At 36.9% G+C, this 18295-nt stretch carries 15 protein-coding genes and 2 pseudogenes; all 17 read right to left on the minus strand.

Annotated features, from left to right (window positions below; genetic code table 11):
• Positions 1 to 235, minus strand: a 235-nt coding sequence (locus AC2UOP_RS07035; RefSeq protein ID WP_484833137.1) for a DUF7010 family protein, incomplete at its 3' end; no start/stop codon positions are given.
• 265 nt (positions 236 to 500) lie between these two features.
• Positions 501 to 1019, minus strand: a complete 519-nt coding sequence (locus tag AC2UOP_RS07040; protein ID WP_484833138.1) for a hypothetical protein — start codon at positions 1017 to 1019, stop codon at positions 501 to 503.
• Between the two features lie 72 nt (positions 1020 to 1091).
• Positions 1092 to 1292 (minus strand): annotated as a pseudogene (locus AC2UOP_RS07045) (VirD4-like conjugal transfer protein, CD1115 family); the annotation flags it as partial.
• A gap of 92 nt (positions 1293 to 1384) precedes the next feature.
• On the minus strand, positions 1385 to 3307 hold the full coding sequence (gene lysS / locus AC2UOP_RS07050; protein WP_480020971.1) for a lysine--tRNA ligase: 1923 nt from the start codon (positions 3305 to 3307) through the stop codon (positions 1385 to 1387).
• A gap of 10 nt (positions 3308 to 3317) precedes the next feature.
• A complete protein-coding gene (greA, locus tag AC2UOP_RS07055; protein ID WP_070600272.1) occupies positions 3318 to 3791 on the minus strand; it encodes a transcription elongation factor GreA in 474 nt (157 codons plus the stop codon).
• A gap of 148 nt (positions 3792 to 3939) precedes the next feature.
• Complete coding sequence (locus AC2UOP_RS07060) at positions 3940 to 4500, minus strand: hypothetical protein (RefSeq protein WP_484833139.1); 561 nt, start codon at positions 4498 to 4500, stop codon at positions 3940 to 3942.
• A gap of 31 nt (positions 4501 to 4531) precedes the next feature.
• On the minus strand, positions 4532 to 5044 hold the full coding sequence (locus tag AC2UOP_RS07065) for a GNAT family N-acetyltransferase (RefSeq protein WP_484833140.1): 513 nt from the start codon (positions 5042 to 5044) through the stop codon (positions 4532 to 4534).
• A gap of 104 nt (positions 5045 to 5148) precedes the next feature.
• Positions 5149 to 8685: a pyruvate:ferredoxin (flavodoxin) oxidoreductase gene (nifJ, locus tag AC2UOP_RS07070; RefSeq protein ID WP_484833141.1), complete on the minus strand. Its 3537-nt coding sequence runs from the start codon at positions 8683 to 8685 to the stop codon at positions 5149 to 5151.
• A 313-nt stretch (positions 8686 to 8998) separates the two neighbouring features.
• Entirely contained in the window at positions 8999 to 9436 is a 438-nt protein-coding gene (locus AC2UOP_RS07075) for a GNAT family N-acetyltransferase (RefSeq protein WP_484833142.1), read from the minus strand.
• A 10-nt stretch (positions 9437 to 9446) separates the two neighbouring features.
• Entirely contained in the window at positions 9447 to 10193 is a 747-nt protein-coding gene (locus AC2UOP_RS07080) for an alpha/beta fold hydrolase (RefSeq protein ID WP_484833143.1), read from the minus strand.
• Positions 10194 to 10838: 645 nt separating this feature from the next.
• Entirely contained in the window at positions 10839 to 12572 is a 1734-nt protein-coding gene (locus AC2UOP_RS07085) for an ABC transporter ATP-binding protein (protein WP_484833144.1), read from the minus strand.
• 3 nt (positions 12573 to 12575) lie between these two features.
• Complete coding sequence (locus tag AC2UOP_RS07090) at positions 12576 to 14345, minus strand: ABC transporter ATP-binding protein (protein ID WP_484833145.1); 1770 nt, start codon at positions 14343 to 14345, stop codon at positions 12576 to 12578.
• A 649-nt stretch (positions 14346 to 14994) separates the two neighbouring features.
• A complete protein-coding gene (locus tag AC2UOP_RS07095; protein WP_484833146.1) occupies positions 14995 to 15396 on the minus strand; it encodes a GNAT family N-acetyltransferase in 402 nt (133 codons plus the stop codon).
• Positions 15397 to 15783: 387 nt separating this feature from the next.
• A complete protein-coding gene (locus AC2UOP_RS07100; RefSeq protein WP_484833147.1) occupies positions 15784 to 16623 on the minus strand; it encodes a class I SAM-dependent methyltransferase in 840 nt (279 codons plus the stop codon).
• A 112-nt stretch (positions 16624 to 16735) separates the two neighbouring features.
• Positions 16736 to 17371, minus strand: a complete 636-nt coding sequence (locus AC2UOP_RS07105) for an L-2-amino-thiazoline-4-carboxylic acid hydrolase (protein ID WP_484833148.1) — start codon at positions 17369 to 17371, stop codon at positions 16736 to 16738.
• Between the two features lie 61 nt (positions 17372 to 17432).
• On the minus strand, positions 17433 to 17939 hold the full coding sequence (locus AC2UOP_RS07110; RefSeq protein WP_484833149.1) for a hypothetical protein: 507 nt from the start codon (positions 17937 to 17939) through the stop codon (positions 17433 to 17435).
• A gap of 76 nt (positions 17940 to 18015) precedes the next feature.
• A pseudogene (locus AC2UOP_RS07115) lies at positions 18016 to 18295 on the minus strand (ABC transporter ATP-binding protein); the annotation flags it as partial.

Consider the following 18295-nt stretch of genomic DNA (forward strand, 5'->3'; position numbering starts at 1 on the left):
ATTGTCCAAGTGGATTTTGTTTTGAAAAGATATCCACCTTTATAAGTTTACCAATGAGCCAAGACAGCGGTAATAATGGGCATGAACAGCAAAACACCAATAAATTTTTCATATTCATATTGATATCTAAAATTGACACAAGTACTATCAGAAGCCATATAATCACCGATGCCATGATAAATGGTAATCCTTTTTTCTGCTGAATTGCAATTTCTTTTCTTAATTTATCCATCATTTTCTCCTCCACAAATTCAAATTTATCTAGTTCTATTATATCATATAGTCCCTCGCATGTATAGACTCTTACAGTAAATATTACAATCTTGTTATCACTGTATTACCATTTATCTTAGCTTTACCCTTTCGTGTAACATACTTTTAAATATCAAAAACATTTCTCTCATCATAATCTTCCAATAACTTGTAATTCTTATGCTTCGTAATATCGAATTTATCAGACAAGAAATGTCTTACTGCTCTTAGATAAAAATATACAAATTTTAATAATCTCCGTCTAAGTAATCCTCAAGTTGATATTCTCTCCCATCAACTTCTATAAACCATGTGCTATAAGCATCTATATTTAAAGGATTATCATCAACAACATGAGTTTTATAATACTCTGTATATATACTATACACGAGATTCTTTCTTGTGTCATTCTTATCTATTTTCCCATTATAAAAAGATATATATACAGTAGATACTTTTGTATCTTTTTCCCAATATTTGCTTGCAATTTCATCCATGTGATTGGTATTTATGAATGGTTTTAATTTATCTATTACTTTTTTTACATCATTAATTTTAAAATTTTCAGATGTAACAAAATTAATATATAAGGATGGTCTTAAAAATTTTATTTGAATCTCACCTATTTTTTTATTTGATAACATCTCTTCTCTAAACAAATGAAATTCTTCACTTTTAACATTTTTTTCTTTAGAACAAGAAGTTATAAATATCAACCCTATCATTAAAGTCATTATTATTAAATTTTTCCTGTTTTTATTTTTCATTTAACCTAACTCCATCTTTTTTTGTAAATATTTCTCTACATCAAATACATTTCTCTTATCATAATCTTCCTATAACTTGTAATTCTTATGCTTTGTAATATCGAATTTATCAGATAGAAAAGGTATTACTCCTCTTAGCTGGTATATACACTTACCACCATCCATTACAGTTATTTCATCTTGGCTCATAAGTTCTTTGCCAGTTTTTTGGTAATTTAGGCCAAAATATTTTTGATTTGATCTTGTTTCTGATGTGTTATATAGATCTAAAGTAGAATCTACGTTTAATAACGTAGTATCATGTTTAATATAAAAATTAAACTGGGATTCATAACAAACCCCAGTTTCATAATTAGCGTGTTCTTTTAATATAATTTTGCTCCTGCAGGAATACTAGGATCTAACATTACTAAATTTAATAATTCTTCTCCATCATATTCACAAATTGCAGATAAGAGCATTCCTTGGCTTAATTCGCCCATCATTTGTCTTTCAGGTAAATTAACTATCGCTAAAAGAGTTTTTCCAATTAATTCCTCTGCACTATAGTTATTTTTAATGCCTGATAGAATAATTCTATCCTTGCCAGTTCCATCATCTAAAGTAAATTTTAATAATTTTTTACTCTTAGGAACTTCCTCACAATTCTTTACTTTTACAACTCTAAAATCAGACTTAGAAAAAGTTTCAAAATCAACTTCATCTTCAAATAAAGGCTCAACCTTTATTTTACTAAAGTCTAATTTTTTCAAATCTGTCGTAACTTGGTCGTAAGTTTTGTCATTATTTGCTTTAGAATCGCTATTTTCTGCGATTTCTTTGCCTATTGGCTTCATTGTTGGGAAGAAGATTACGTCTCTTATGGATGCTTGATTTGTTAATAGTATGATTAATCTATCTACACCTATGCCAAGTCCGCCTGTTGGTGGAAGACCAACTTCTATAGCGTTTAAGAAGTCTTCGTCCATTGGATGAGCTTCGTCGTCGCCATATTCTTTTTGTCTTAATTGCTCTTCAAATCTTTCTCTTTGATCGATTGGATCGTTTAATTCTGAGAATGCGTTTGCAATTTCCCAGCAATTAGCAAAGGCTTCGAATCTGTTAGTAATTCTTGGGTCATCTGGATTTCTCTTTGCTAATGGAGAAATTTCTACTGGATGGCCAATGATAAATGTTGGCTGATCCATATATTGTTCGCAGAATTCTTCGAACATTTCGCTAATAACGTGTCCTCTAGTCATGCCAGGTTTTATCTCTAATTTATGTTCTTTAGCTACTTCGATAGCTTCTTCATCTGTATTTATCTTATCAAAGTCAACGCCTGTGTGCTCTTTAACTGCATCTTGCATCTTGATTCTTTTCCATGGTGGAGTAAAATCAATAGTTTTGCCTTGATACTCAACTTTTGTAGTTCCCAAAACTTCTTTAGCTACGTAAGCAACAAGATTTTCAGTTATTTCCATCATATCGTTATAGTCAGCGTATGCTTCGTATAGCTCGATATTAGTAAACTCTGGATTGTGTCTTGTGTCCATACCTTCGTTTCTGAACATCTTACCCATTTCATAAACTTTGTCGAAACCACCGACTATAAGTCTCTTTAGATAAAGTTCGTTCGCTATTCTAAGTGACATATCGATGTTTAGTGCGTTATGATGTGTTAAGAATGGTCTTGCGTTTGCACCACCAGCAATATTGCCAAGAATAGGTGTTTCTACTTCTAAGTATCCTAAATTGTCTAAGAATTCTCTAATCTTTTTTATGATTTTATTTCTTAATAAGAATGTTTCTTTTACTTCTGGGTTAACGATTAAATCAACGTATCTTTGTCTGTATCTAAGGTCTGGGTCTTTTAATCCGTGCCACTTTTCAGGTAGTATTTGTAAGGATTTGGAAAGTAATGTAAGCTTTTTAGCTTTTATACTGATTTCTCCTGATTGTGTTTTAAAAACTTCGCCCTCAACGCCAACGATGTCGCCCATATCTAAGTATGAGATAATCTTGTAGGCTTCTTCGCCTAATTCGTCAATTTTTGAAAGGATTTGTATTCTGCCTTTCATATCTTGTATGTCCATAAATGAGATCTTACCGTGACCTCTCTTTGACATAACTCTACCAGCTAAGGTAACTTCTTTGCCTTCAAATTCTTCAAAGTTATCAGTAATATCTGTTGTGTGATGATCAGGATTGAACTTTTCAATCTTAAATGGGTTCTTGCCTTGATCTTGTAAATCTTTTAACTTTTGTCTACGAATTTGAAGCATTTCATTTAAATCTGTGTTTTGCATCTTTCAACTCCTATGATATCTTTGTTATTTTATATTTCTTAATACCCGATGGTGCTTCTACTTCAACAACTTGATTTCTTTTTCTGCCTATCATGGCTCTGCCAACAGGGCTTTCATTTGAGATCTTGCCATTAAATGGATCCGCTTCTACAACACCAACGATTTGGTATTCTAAAAACTCGTCTGTATCCATGTCCTTGAACCTAACATTCGAGCCAACTTTTACCGATTTATTGTCCGTATCTCCTGCTTCGTCTATAAGTACTGCATTTCTAAGTATGTTTTCTAGTTTAGCAATTTTTTCTTCAAGTGCCGCTTGATCATTTTTAGCTTGATCATATTCAGCGTTTTCACTTAAGTCTCCGTATCCTAGAGCTATCTTGATCTTTTCGGCAACTTCTCTTCTTGCGACCGTCTTAAGATACTCAAGCTCTTCTTCCTTTTGTTTTAAACCCTCTTCTGTTAAGTATTGTTCTTTGGCCATACATCTCTCCCCTTACATATATATTAACATTGTTATTATATTAGATTTAATCATAATTGTCAAGCATTTTAATCACAATTGTTATCACATTAGCAATGTATATAGACTAAAAAAGATCTAAATAAAACTTAGATCTTTATAATTTTATTTATCTGTTCTTAAGCTCTTCTTCGATAGCCTTTCTTAAGCCAGCCTCATCATCTGGTAGGTCTTCATTAAATGATGGATCAAGCACAAATAATATACTTGAGTCTTTTTTAAGAATGATGCACTCACCATCTTCAGAGTCAGAATAATCTCTAAATGCTTCGATACCCATGTCATCAAGTATCTTAAATATAAGTTCAAGCTTTTTGTTGCGTCTTGTAACATAGTCTTCAAGCTCATCTGTGCCGATGGCATAAGCGCCAATCACTTGATATTTATCGTACATACCCTTATATTCATTAAGCACGGGATACTCTTCGACGTCTACATACAAGTATTCTCTGTTTAGGAAGATGTCTCTTGAAAATATAAAATCGGCGTCATTGAATTTTAGCTTTAATAATGCTGGAAAACCATCAAGATATATTCTATAGTTATAGCCGTCTTCTTCAGGTTTGCAGCTTGGAATGCCTTTTAAAAACTCTTTGTAATCTTTTTCTTCTTTGAACATGCCTATCGAGTAGACAAGGTCAAAGTCTCTGTATAGTCTTAGTAAATACATATAATCAACTCCTTAAAATATATATACCCAATTAAAGCTTTATCCAGTACCTTTTTGTTGAGTGAAATTCATCTTCTTTTAGTATATTTTCGAGTACACCTCCACACGCTTCTATAGTCCTTGCTGACGCTATGTTATTTAAATCGCATGTAATAAGAACTTTTTCATATCCGTGATTTTTATAAAACTTAAGACCTTCTTTAAGCATAGCTTTTGCAAAACCTTTGCGTCTTTCATCTGGTACTATTGAGTAGCCTATGTGTCCACCAAACTTCATTAAAAAGTCATTTAGTTCAAGTCTTAAATTTATCATGCCAATAACTTTGCTCTCATCGTCATCAGTATAAATATATTGCATCGCAGGGACTATTCCATCTGGACATGTGCTTTTATTTTCTATTAATTTATTTCTTTCAAGCCACTCATCAAAATCAAGTCTTTCAAGTCCACTAACCCCGCAAAATCTTTCTCCTGCTTCTATTATTTTCTCTTTAAATTCTAAAACTATATCTTTATGATTTTTATTTGCTTTAATTAGTTTCATCTCTTCACTTCCTTTTATATATTATAATTTATTGAGGGGTGAATTGCAAGCAAAAAAAGATGCGAAGATTTCTCCTCGCATCTTATTAAATATATTTACTTAAATTATTTATCTAAGCCAGCCATTCTCTTGTAGCTTGCAAGTCTGTCTTTAGCAGATTCTTCAGCTGCTTTGAATAAGATTTCTGCTTCTTCAGGGAAATCCTTTTGAAGTGATGTGTATCTTACTTCGGAGCCTATGAAGTCTTGGAATGATTCTGTTGGATCTTTTGAATCTAGTACGAATGGATTCTTTCCCTCTTTTTCAAGTCTTGGATCGAATCTGTATAGATGCCAGTAACCAGCAGCAACAGCTTGTTTTTCTCTGTTAACGCTCTTGCCCATACCGCATTTTAATCCGTGGTTGATACATGGAGCGTAAGCGATGATGATTGATGGTCCATCGTATTCTTCTGCTTCTTTAATTGCTTTTAATGCTTGATTCATGTTAGCGCCTAGAGCGATTTGAGCAACGTATACGTAGCCATAGCTTGTCATCATTAGACCAAGGTCTTTCTTTCTGATCTTCTTACCAGATGCTGCGAATTTTGCAACAGCTGCTGTTGGAGTAGCTTTTGATGATTGTCCACCTGTATTTGAATAAACTTCTGTATCGAATACAAATACGTTGATGTCTTTACCAGATGCTAGTACGTGATCAAGTCCGCCAAAGCCTATATCATAAGCCCAGCCGTCTCCACCGAATACCCAAACAGATTTTCTAATCATGTAATCTCTTAATTCATCAAGTTGTTCTAGTATTTCGTCTTGAGCTGCGTCTCCAGTTTTCTTATCTAATTTCTTAGCCATCTTAGCATAAGCTTCTTTGCTTACTCTTTCGTCTCTCATATCTGATAACCAAAGTTTGAATGCTTCTTCTAGTTCAGAATCTTTATTGTCTAGAGCGTTGTAGCTTTCCATTAGAGATTTAATTCTCTTTCTATTAACTTCATCAGCTAAAGCAAAACCATAGCCATATTCAGCGTTATCTTCAAATAGTGAGTTAGCCCAAGCAGGTCCCTTGCCGCATTTGTTTACGCAGTATGGAGTTGATGGAGCTGAACCTCCCCAAATTGATGAACAACCAGTTGCATTTGCAATGATCATTCTGTCGCCATATAATTGAGTGATTAACTTAGCATAAGCAGTTTCACCGCAACCAGCGCAAGCGCCTGAGAATTCAAGAAGTGGTTGTTGGAATTGAGATCCCTTAACGCTGTATTTATCCATAACATCGTCTTTTACTTCAACTTCGTCCATAGCGAAATCCCAATTTTCATTTTCTACTTCAGCAATGTCTTCGAAATGAACCATTTCTAGTGCTTTATCCTTAGCTGGACAAATGTCAGCGCAGTTACCGCAACCTGTACAGTCAAGTGAAGATACTTGCATTCTGTATTGTAATCCTTCTAGTCCCTTGCCTTTAGCTTCGATTGTTTCGAATGTTTCAGGAGCTTTAGCTGTTTCTTCTTCATTTAAAAGTATTGGTCTAATTACAGCGTGTGGGCAGATGTATGAACATTGGTTACATTGGATACAATTTTCTTTCTTCCAATGTGGTAGGTTAACAGCGATAGCTCTCTTTTCAAACTTAGCTGTACCATTTTCAAAAGTACCGTCTTCAATACCTATAAACTTAGATACTGGAAGAGTGTCACCCTTTTGAGCGTTCATTACTTCAGCAACTTCTTCAAAGAATTTAGTAGTTTCTTTCTTTTCTTCTTTTTCGTCTTTTAAGTCTTTCCAGCTTTGTGGATATTTAATTTCTTTTAATTCTTCAATACCCTTGTCAACTGCTTGGTAGTTCATGTTAACTACTTTTTCGCCCTTACGTCCATAAGATTTAACGATAGAGTCTTTTAAGTGAGCAATTGCTTCGTCAAGAGGAAGTACTTCAGATAACTTGAAGAATGCAGCTTGCATGATCATGTTAGTTCTTCCGCCTAGACCGATTTCTTCAGCTATTCTAGTTGCGTTTATTGTGTAGAACTTAGCATTGTGCTCAGCAATAGAGCGTTTTAAGCTGTTAGGTAAGTTTTCTTCTAGTTCCTTTTCGTCCCAAATGCAGTTTAATAAGAATGTTCCGCCATCTTTAAGTCCATCTAATAAATCATATAGATTGATATAAGATTGTTTTGAACAGCTTATGAAGTCTGCGTGACTGATTAGGTATGTTGATTTGATAGGTGATTTACCGAATCTTAAGTGAGAAACAGTTACACCGCCTGATTTTTTAGAGTCATAAGCAAAGTAGCCTTGTGCGTATAAATCAGTGTTATCACCGATAATCTTGATAGCTGATTTGTTAGCACCTACTGTACCGTCTGAACCGAAGCCCCAGAATTTACACTTTATAGTTCCTTCTGGTTCTGTATTTATAATTTTCTTAATTTCTAGTGATTTATGAGTAACGTCATCATTGATACCAATAGTGAAACCATTGATAGGGTCTTTTGATGCTAAGTTTTCATATACAGATAAGATTTGTGAAGGAGTAGTATCCTTTGAACCTAAACCGTATCTACCACCAACGATAAGTGGCTTAGTATCTGCATCGTAGAACATTGATTTAACATCAAGGTATAATGGTTCGCCTAGAGCGCCTTTTTCCTTAGTTCTGTCTAGAACAGCGATTCTCTTAACTGTCTTTGGATATACATCGAAGAAGTATTTCTTAGAGAATGGTCTGTATAGTCTAACCTTGATAAGACCAACTTTTTTGCCGTTGCTGTTTAAATAATCAACAGTTTCTTCAACTGTATCAGTTACAGAACCCATAGCAACGATGATGTCTTCAGCATCTTCTGCTCCGTAGTAGTTGAATGGTTTGTATTCTCTTCCTGTGATCTTTGAAAGTTCCTTCATGTAGTCAGCAGCTATCTCTACGATATCTTCATAGTGTTTGTTAGATGCTTCTGCAGCTTGGAAATAGATATCAGGGTTTTGAGCAGTACCTCTTGTTACAGGATGTTCTGGGTTCAAAGCGTTTTCTCTGAACTTTCTTAGAGCGTCCTTGTCAAGAAGTTTCTTTAGATCTTCATAGTCGATAACTTCAATTTTTTGAATTTCGTGAGAAGTTCTAAATCCGTCGAAGAAGTGTAAGAATGGTACTCTTCCCTTGATTGCTGAAAGGTGCGCAACACTTGCAAGGTCCATAACTTCTTGTACTGAACCAGATGCTAGCATAGCAAAGCCTGTTTGACGACATGCCATAACGTCTTGGTGGTCACCAAATATGCTTAGAGCGTGTGATGCTATAGCTCTAGCTGATACGTGGAATACACCTGGAAGTAATTCACCAGCGATCTTGTACATATTAGGTATCATAAGTAGAAGACCTTGTGAAGCTGTATATGTAGTAGTTAATGCACCTGCTTGTAATGATCCGTGTACAGCACCTGCTGCACCAGCTTCAGATTGCATTTCTTGAACTAAAACTCTTTCGCCAAATATGTTTGTCTTGCCATGAGCAGACCAACTGTCAACAGCTTCAGCCATATTTGATGAAGGAGTTATTGGGTAGATGGCAGCAACTTCTGTAAATGCATATGATACATAAGCAGCGGCTGTGTTACCATCCATGGTTTTAAATTGTTTTGCCATTTTTATTCCTCCTATTAAAATTATTATCTTTTACATGTTCAATTATATATCAAAGGCAAAAGTTTTGCAAGAAAATTTTATAAATGTGATTTAGATCACCCATAAGATTTTCTTATACTAAAAGTGTTTTATATAAATATTTTTTCTCACTCAATTAATTTTTATCACTTTAATATTTTTCTAATTTTTTCTCTAGTCATAAGCAAAAAAAGATACTTAAATCATCTAAGTATCTTTTCTGAAAATTCATATATATCTTTTCTTTTTGAGCAATACCAACTATCTCATCAAGTATCAACTTGATAAAAAACCACTAAAATTTATGGTAGAAGCATGCGGAATCTACCAAATCCCAAGCACCTTGTTTAACATAAAAATTATAGGCTCGAGAATTTTTTAAAGTAGTAAAAAACGCACCACTTATACCTTTTTGCTTCAATTGTTTTATACTCGTTTGGTAAAGTTCTTTTGCTAGACCAGTCCCTCTATATTCTTCAGAAATAAAAAACTCATCAATATAAAAAGTTGATTCATTAGCATATCTTCTTATATGACCAATTATTGCACCAATTATTTTATTTCCATCGACAATTACATTGCCAAAAAATTTAGGGAAACCTAAAATATCGCTTAAGGATTCCAGGGCTGTTTCTGCTGTCCATTTATTACTCCAAGGTGGAGCATTGTAGACAGCTACCATTAACTTTGCTAATTCTTCTAAATCTGATCTTGATATTTTTCTAATTTCCAAATTTCTCTCCTTATTTATTTCCCAAAAATATCTTTAGTTTCTCAGCGTATTCTTTAGGATGTTCGTGGAGAAATTGTCCGTGGCCCATTCCTTCAAATACTTCTGTTTTCATTTGCGGAAGATACTCTCTTAATATCTTTTCGCTTTTTTCAGGAATAGGCTCTTCGCTTCCTCGCCAAAATAATACTGGATTAGAAAATTTTTTTAATTTTTTTGGAACTTTGTAATGATAGATAAACTTGCAGACATTTTTAATAGTTTTTTTTGAAATTTTTGGATACATCATTTCTATTACGCTTAGATTATCCTTGCCCATAAGCTTATCTAATAAAAATTTAGGTAGAGGCTTTTTATTTTTGATTCTACTTGTACCAATGATAAAAGCACAGGTAAATGGCGTTGCCATCAATCCCAGCTCAGCAGTAATCGCCGCATCTAAGAGGACTTTCGAAACAACAATATCTCCTCTTCCAATGAGTTCAACTGCGATGGTTGCTCCCATAGAAAATCCGCATATTCCATAGACACTCCCACCCATTTCATTTAATATGTAGCTTTCTATTGAATCTATGGTTTCTTCCATTGAAGTTAAGTCTTTGGGCTTGATTCCATAATGTCCGTCCAATTCACAGAAAATTACAAAATAGTCTTGCAAATAGGGCAGAAGTGGTTTGAAACATTGGTCTGCAGTAGAGGCAAGTCCATGAATAAATAATATTGACTTGTTCTTTCTATTTCCGTAGCTAATGATATTCATTTAATTCCTCGATACAAGATAAAACCCTGTGAGCGTTAAATCCACAACTGTTTTTTAAGTATTACAACTAAAGTATTTACTTAACTCATTACAAAATACTTAAATTCATCTTCCCCTATTTCTATGTCTAAATGTTTGTCTGTTTGCAGTTTGAACAATAGAGCTACCATCTCGACTTGCTCACCATTGTCCAAACATATATTCTCAACTCTTCTACGTTCTTCTCAACTCTTCTGCATTCTTCTTAAATTAGAATTTCAGAGTATAGTATTGTGTACGATCGTTTTGCGAAGTGCCATGCCACTCTAATAAATCTTTATCAGCAAGATTTTTAAGAAACTCCCTACAAAATGTTGAAACTCTTTCAATAAGTTTTGTTGCCATTTTTGTAGTTATTTTTTTGTCCACTATTATACATAAAATGTATAATAGTTTTTTCATCTTAACTTAGTTTATCAAATATCTCCTCAGAAATTTTGCCCTTAATTCTATCTATTGTTCTGATATTTCTATTTAAAATATTATTTTCTAAAACTAATAAAACACTACTGTTAGGTTATGTGGTGACCCCATAAAGTTGGTTTATTAGTCTAACTTTATGGGGTCAGTTCATTTTCAGCAGAACAAAACAATAAAATGAGTATTTTATATGTGTGGCGCCTTCTTTACACGGAAGCTCTGCCAATCCTGCGTTTTTCCATCAAAGATGATTTTTCCATTTGCCAGCTCAATCACCCGATCTGCCTCTAAAATGGTCGAGAGACGATGGGCAACTGTAAGGATGGTTCTGCCTTGCTTCATTTGTCTTAAAGCTTGATGGAAGTTCTTTTCATTCTCCGCATCAAGATTAGAGACGGCTTCATCCATAATCAGAACAGGACTGTTTTTAACCAAGGCGCGGGTAATTGCCAGCCTCTGACGCTCGCCACCGGAAAAGCTCAGTCCGCCTTCTCCTATTTCACTATCATATTGCTTTGGCAGGGCTTCAATGAAGTCTGATGCCACGGCAAGGTCGGCAGCTTTTTTTACCTCCATGAGACTTGCATTTGGTTTTCCCAGTCGGAGATTATCAAGCAAGCTGCCACGAAAGAGCGTGCAGTCCTGCGGAACAATAGCTATTGCCTCACGTAAAGCTTCCGGCTCCACGCTCTTTAAGTTTGCTCCCTTAAAATAGATTGCACCACAATCCACATCATAAAAGCGCAGAAGCAATTTAACCAGGGTACTCTTACCCGCTCCAGAGGCACCAACAAGAGCCACATTTTCACCAGCATAAATGTCCAGGCTTAATCCCTGAAGAACTGGCTCCTCTTTTTTATAAGAAAAACAGACATCTCTAAGGGAAAAGATCGTTTCCCGATTCAAACGTGGAAGCTGGGGATTTGTTTCCTGAAGCGGTGATTCTTCGCGCAAAATTTTTGCCACGCGATCGGCAGATGCCGCCACTGAATTTAAGCTGGCCGCCGTGCCAGAAACGCTTAGTACCGGCATGAAGATGTTTAAGACCATTACGATGAATACAGATAGATATTCCGGGGATAAACTACCTGTCACGGACAGGCGATGTGCCAAAAGGACAAAGGAAAGGGCAAATCCGGAAACAAAGAGGTTAATAAGTGTACTTTGAAGTCCCTGATAAAATCCGTCCTTCATCTCCAGCTTATTGAGACTCAGCGTGTCCTTCTCCAGCCGATTGATATACTTGGCTTCTCGGTTGAAAATGAGAATTTCTCTTAAGCCTTGAATGACATCAAGTGCAAAGGCGTTGTTTTGTCCTCTTCCCCTTCTCAATCTTTGCCCAATCTCGCTTTTGATCTTAGGGAAGGTGTAGGGCACGATGGCAATCAACACAGCGCAGAGAAGACTCAAACATGCGTAAGGCAACGAAAATTGGGCAAAAATGCCAAAAAACACGAAGGTACTTATAAAGGCGATGACGTAATCACCCATGACGTGGGCAAAAAAGCTTTCCAAGGTCTCCACATCTTCCATAATGATGGCGTTTAAGTCGCCACTCTGATAATGCAAGGTTGTCAAAGGTGTACCCCGTTCTACAGTATCATAAACATCTCCTCGCATGGCCTCCAAAACCTTATACGCTAGAATATGCGTCACCAACATGTGTAGATACGTGAAGAGACCCTGGAGCAGGCAAAAGAGGAACAAAAGCGGAAAATAACTCAGAATTTCCTTCGAGGCAACACCTGTGAACGCTTTTCCAATCAAAAGCGCAGCGAGAATTAAGGTGAGCAGAGAAAACGTTTGATTGGCAACTCCACAGAGAATCGTTAAAAAAAAGTTTGCTTTAAAACGAAAAGCGTAGCTCGAAAGCTTGAGAATATTGCGATATTTTGTCAAAAAAGATGCTTTTTTATACATGCCTTAACTCCTCCATTCCTGCTCATATTCTTGTCTTTTCTCCGCGGCCTCTTGAGTGGCAAAGAGATGACTGTAATAGGTATCCCCTTTCATCAAATCTTCATGCCTGCCCTCTTCAACGATTTCTCCGTGACGAAGGACATAAATCCGCGAAGCATCCTGGATCGTCGAAAGACGATGAGCGATCGTTATGGTCGTCTTATCTTTAAGAGCCTCTTGCAGAAGCTCTTGAATTTCTTTCTCGTTCTTTATATCCACGCTGGAGCTTGCCTCATCGAAGATGATAATGGGTGCATTTTTCAGCAAGGCTCGAGCAATCGCCATGCGCTGACGCTCCCCACCGGAAAAGTTTACTCCCTTTTCCCCAACCCTGCTTTCATAACCTTGAGGAAGGGCCTGAATAAAATCGTGGATTTGTGCCAGTTGTGCCGCTTGCCTGACTTCATCTTCACTGGCTGTAGGGTTAGCTAAAAGCAGATTATCCAAAATTGTTCCATAGAAGAGATAGGTCTCTTGGGAAACCACGGAGAACTGCCTTCTAAGTTCAGAGAGCGGAAGTTCCCTATAATCAACTCCACCCAAGCGAATACTGCCCCTGTCCGGATCATAGAAACGGAGCAGAAGCCTTGCGATCGTTGTTTTCCCGCTACCAGATTCACCGACAAAAGCAAGCTTTTCACCTTGAGCAATGCGTAAATTTAAGTTGTGGAACAATGTCGTTTCACTTTCTGGGTAGCAGAACCCTACCTCTGAAAATTCAATCTCTGAGCCTTCAGGATTCGGGCTAATGATTTTTGTCGATTCGCCAATATCCCGAATCTTGATTTCCTGATCTAAAATTTCAAAGATTCCATCACAGGAAGTGATCCCCATAAAACCTTGATGGAAGTACTGACCCAACTCTTGAAGTGGCCTGTAGGCCTCGGCAACGAGGAAGAATAACATCGCCATTTGACCAACACGAATTGTCCCATTGACGGTAAAATAGGCCGCAAGAGCCAGAGCGAAGTTTCGGCCAATGGTCACGCAGAAATTCGCAATCCCCGTTTCCATCAAGCTGATGGTAAGACTCTTCATTGTTTTGTCAAAGAGACGATGCATCTTCTCTTTCAGTCCAGTACCAACCCTTTTTGAAGCGTTAAAGGCTTTCAGTGTCATCATTCCCTGCGCCGTTTCAACAAATTCAGCACTCAAATCGGTGTAGGCCGACCAATGCTCTTCGCTGAAACTCGTTATCTTATAAAGAAAAAGATAAGGCATAAAAAGTGCGGCAACAGCGGTGACGAGGATAAGGCTTCCTAGGGCGAAATGAATTGAAAAAACATAAATAGAAATACCGGCTAAAACAATAAAAACAGTTAGTATCTGAGGAATGTAAAGGCTCAGATATCCCTCAAGATAGTCAATCCCTGCCATCACCTTAGATTGGATCTCTCCGCTGCGCTCGTCAAGAAGATAGGCAGGACCCAATTTCATTAATTGGTTAAAGGTACGCTTACGCAGACGATTCTTAATTTGACCGATAATCCACTTTCCATACACATTGAGCCCTGTGATGAGGATTAGACGGACCAAGATTAACAATGCAATCCAAAAAACATGCCATTTCCAGGCATCTATCCCCGCACTCTCATAAAGCATCTGAATAAGCTGCCCGAAAAGAACGGCTTGCACAATATACGTCAGGCTGACACAAACTGATAAAAGGCTTTTGCCAAAAATAAAGACTTCCACACCTTGAATCAGGTCATGTAAACGTTTGTGAATCAACATACAGCTACCTCCTATTCTAAACAGTTTTCTACACAGTCATCTTTCATGCCGAAATAGAAATCCCGGCTTTATAGACTACTAATTCAGGAAATCGACTCTCCGTTAGTTAGCATAGACTAACTATTTTTAGTATACCACATCCTAAAAAAAAAGTAAAGACAGGCATGAAGAAACTTTATCGCAGGACATTCAAGGTTAAGTCCGATCTCATTTCCTTTTCACCTTATCCTCAAAAATAAAAATCCGCCCGGGGTATGGACGGATTCATGAGAAAATATATTTAACCGTGCTAAAGACTTACCTTTCCTTGTATCCCAGCCCACAGTCGATGATCATGCGGGCAGAAATATTGTCATGTGCCAGGGTAAACTGGTCGACAATTTCACGGATGATATCTTCACTTTATTATCAAAAGATTGTGACCCTTTGCTTTTCTGACTACATACGTCCTTCCTTTCAGAGTCCAGGAGCTTGTCCGCACTCCCATGGTTTGAGCCTTAGTTCGCTTAGACTATTTATCCACACCTTGAATTTTGTCTGAAATTTGAAAATCCGAAATAAAAGTAGGCTCTTAGCTGAGATGACAGCTTCTGTCTACCCTCCCTGTGATGTCTCGCATTTGTCCCCTGACTCAAAATCTTTCCACCGTTCACATTCTTGTGAATGCGACACAGCCCATATCGTCTGAAGCGGTAAATCCAACAGAACGATAAAACGCCTTTGTCTTTTCTCTGTTATTCGTCAGCAGTTCCATCTGATAAACATTCCGGTACTTGTCTATAACGGCTTTCAGTTGCTTGGTTCCAATCCCTTTTCTTTGGTATTTGGGCAGAACGATAATATCTTGCACAAACACAATGGTAAGACCATCGCCAATGGCACGAATGATTCCAAGCAGACTGTCACCGCCATATGCGGCTAGTACACATAGAGAATTGGCATAGGCTTCTTCAAGGATATCCTCTCTTTTAAGATAGTTCGTCCAGCCAACACTCTGATATAGATGCAGTATTTCTTCCAAGTAGAAGTGATCATAATACTTAATTTCCATACTTACCCCCTTTCCGACCTTCCATCCTGTACAAGATAAAAGGATTCTTTATACCAATGATAGTATGTTTTGGAAGATATAATAAATTGTCGGCCAGTAGCTCCTAAACCCTCAAATGAAAATGATGTACAAATTACGACCTGAACCCAATTTTTGACAACAAACACGCGCATTCAATATGTATCAAGACTGCCCTGATGATAACCATACATCAAGACGGGTAGCTTGACATTTCTCCTGCTATGGTTGTGTTCAAAGGAAATGGTGGCTTAAAATAGACATATAATATTTTGAAAAAGGAAAGAATAAAACTCCCTACACGCCGAAATTTAAGTATTTCTTATTCTTTTTATATTGCGATTCATCAAATGTCCCATCTCCTTCTTTTCACTCTGTGAATTCCATTCGATAAATATACATCTTTGCAATCTTGTCACAGAACTTTGCAAGAAAACGGTGGATGCCTTTGATATTCGGATCATCGAGCTGATAATAACCCTGCATATAGCTTTTTTTCGTCTTAAGCTTCACCTTAGGAGACCAGCCCTCAAGTTCAGATTCATCACTCACATAGAAAAGAGCCGATATATTGTTCATACCCATATTTTTCAGTGTGAATTTCATAAGCATGTCTCTTCCGAATTTACCAACTGCGTCAAAAACCAGTCTGCCGCTTGGAAATCTGTCTGCCATAGCAATGACCATTTTCTTGATCTGCAACGTAGTGAAATAGTGAAACACTCCGGCAGCATAAAACACAGCGCCTTCCTCAGCATTGATCTGATCCATCCACGAAAAATCATTCAGATTGCAGGCTATATTTTCTTCTCTTTCCTCAGCGGGCATGAGCTCACAACGGGATTTGATCACCTCTGGAAAATCAAGGTTATATATGTGACAGGTTCCGTTATCTGCGGTCCTTCCCGTCATGTTGAGTCCACAGCCGAGATTCACCACAGCCGCTTTGGGATGTTCCTTCAGATAGTCCGTAATCTCCCAGAGCATATCTTTTTCACGCATCGCTCCTTCCAGTGCACCAAACTGGTACATGACACATTTTTCCTTGCTCTTAAACTGTGAAAAGTCATAGTCGATACTTTCACAGATTTTCGCAGCGTATTCGTCTTGATACAGTGTCGGAAACTGCTCTGCGCAGAGCTTCCGCGCATACAACGGTAAAATAAGTGTTTCCTGTACACTACCTTTTTCGATATGAATTTTATCCATTGATAAACTCCTTTTTGTTACAATAATAAAACTATCGTATCTGAATAAGATATTCTCATTCTTTTCACTTGAGTATCTGCCTCGGCTCGGCACAAACGTTTTTCGTAAAATCTTATTTCGGATTCTTGTTCTGATCCCCTACAATCCAATAATCACAGATATCTCCACCTGATGCCAGCGTCTGCTCTCTATGAAGCACAGCCTTTCTCGCAGCACATGATAGATAATCCGTATTACAAGCAACTGGAAGCACATCAAGATAACCATTTTCTCTTGCGAATGTATTCATGGGACACCTTGTAAAGTAATAATAAAATCCATCTTTGTGAAGCGTTTCATCGAAATTAAAATCCCATGTCTTATTTTTATATTCCGGGTGACTGTCTACCCATTCCTGCCTTTTGTGAAGAAGACAGGAAAACTTTTTAAGATCCTCCGTTTTATTCAAATCTAAACCGCTTGTAAGCCTCTTTATGATTTTTCCGTTCATAAAATCCGCTGTGGCATCTATAAAATCATCGGGTTTAAAATTACCGGCTCTGCAAATGGCCATAAACACATAGCCCATGTAAATATTTCCTGCCATAGGATTGTCCTTACCGATGTCTTCCGTTTTTTCTATCATTTCTCTGTATACGGGCTTTGCCTTTTTCAAGCTTTCTTTTGTTGACTTTTCCCCAAATTTTCTAATCATAGGCTTTTTTAAGAAAAAGGTCAAAAATTTAAAATAGAAACTTTTATACTTCATTTAAATCAGCTCCTCACAAGTATATACTCGTTATATTTACCATCAAACTACCTATATACATTCATCTTCCTAATATTCCAACAATCAAAGCCTGAATCGCCGCAACAAACGGTATGATTAAAAACGGTGTAATTACAAAATGTTCCATGATTGCTAAATGCTTCATCCAATTGCCAAACTCATAATCAAGGTGTCCCTCTGTTCCGGGAATAACTACTTTATCCTTATATTTTCCTTGGTACAACAGGCAATCCAGTAGAAAGAAATCTCCTAAGTTTAACAGGCTCCACTGAATATATCCCATCCAAAAAAAATTCCAAAAGCCTAAAATGGTCGTATGGAAAAGACTTGTCGCTGAATATATAAAACAAATTCCACAAATTATAATTGTTATAACAAGATTTATTGTTTTTTCTTGTTTTGTCATTTGCTCGGGTGCGGCTTTCTGAATTGCCTTTGGATAAGAATCGAAAAAATATCTCGGGTTTATAAGCACCAAAGCAGCTACTGCGCCGTTAAAGATTGCAGCTATGGCTATCCCGTCTAAAATCGCTCGCATAATATCCATAAGTAAACCTCCATTCTTAGATTTTGATAACTCTTATCCCAACATCATTGTGATAATTTACTGTCATTGTGTTTTTTTACAATCTCCAGCTTGCAGCTCGCTCTCTTGCCTTTATAAATGCTGAATAAATTCCTTCTCTATTTATCAAATCGTTATGTTTGCCTTCTTGAACCAATTTACCGTCATCAATCACTAGTATCTGATCGGCTTTTTTTACAGTTGAAAGTCTGTGAGCTATCGAAACTACAGTGTGTCCTTTGGATAATTCCTCAATCGCGGCCAAAATTTCATATTCATTTTCAGGATCAACGGAGCTAGTCGCTTCATCTAAAAGAATAATAGGTGCATTTTTAAGT

It is taken from the genome of Fenollaria sp. (assembly GCF_057222035.1).

What these genes read in the sequence shown, in the direction of transcription:
- AC2UOP_RS07040 (WP_484833138.1), bottom strand. Translation starts at nt 1,019, where the DNA reads ATGAAAAATAAAAACAGGAAAAATTTAATAATAATGACTTTAATGATA.
- lysS (WP_480020971.1), bottom strand. Translation starts at nt 3,307, where the DNA reads ATGCAAAACACAGATTTAAATGAAATGCTTCAAATTCGTAGACAAAAG.
- greA (WP_070600272.1), bottom strand. Translation starts at nt 3,791, where the DNA reads ATGGCCAAAGAACAATACTTAACAGAAGAGGGTTTAAAACAAAAGGAA.
- AC2UOP_RS07060 (WP_484833139.1), bottom strand. Translation starts at nt 4,500, where the DNA reads ATGTATTTACTAAGACTATACAGAGACTTTGACCTTGTCTACTCGATA.
- AC2UOP_RS07065 (WP_484833140.1), bottom strand. Translation starts at nt 5,044, where the DNA reads ATGAAACTAATTAAAGCAAATAAAAATCATAAAGATATAGTTTTAGAA.
- nifJ (WP_484833141.1), bottom strand. Translation starts at nt 8,685, where the DNA reads ATGGCAAAACAATTTAAAACCATGGATGGTAACACAGCCGCTGCTTAT.
- AC2UOP_RS07080 (WP_484833143.1), bottom strand. Translation starts at nt 10,193, where the DNA reads ATGAATATCATTAGCTACGGAAATAGAAAGAACAAGTCAATATTATTT.
- AC2UOP_RS07085 (WP_484833144.1), bottom strand. Translation starts at nt 12,572, where the DNA reads ATGTATAAAAAAGCATCTTTTTTGACAAAATATCGCAATATTCTCAAG.
- AC2UOP_RS07090 (WP_484833145.1), bottom strand. Translation starts at nt 14,345, where the DNA reads ATGTTGATTCACAAACGTTTACATGACCTGATTCAAGGTGTGGAAGTC.
- AC2UOP_RS07095 (WP_484833146.1), bottom strand. Translation starts at nt 15,396, where the DNA reads ATGGAAATTAAGTATTATGATCACTTCTACTTGGAAGAAATACTGCAT.
- AC2UOP_RS07100 (WP_484833147.1), bottom strand. Translation starts at nt 16,623, where the DNA reads ATGGATAAAATTCATATCGAAAAAGGTAGTGTACAGGAAACACTTATT.
- AC2UOP_RS07105 (WP_484833148.1), bottom strand. Translation starts at nt 17,371, where the DNA reads ATGAAGTATAAAAGTTTCTATTTTAAATTTTTGACCTTTTTCTTAAAA.
- AC2UOP_RS07110 (WP_484833149.1), bottom strand. Translation starts at nt 17,939, where the DNA reads ATGGATATTATGCGAGCGATTTTAGACGGGATAGCCATAGCTGCAATC.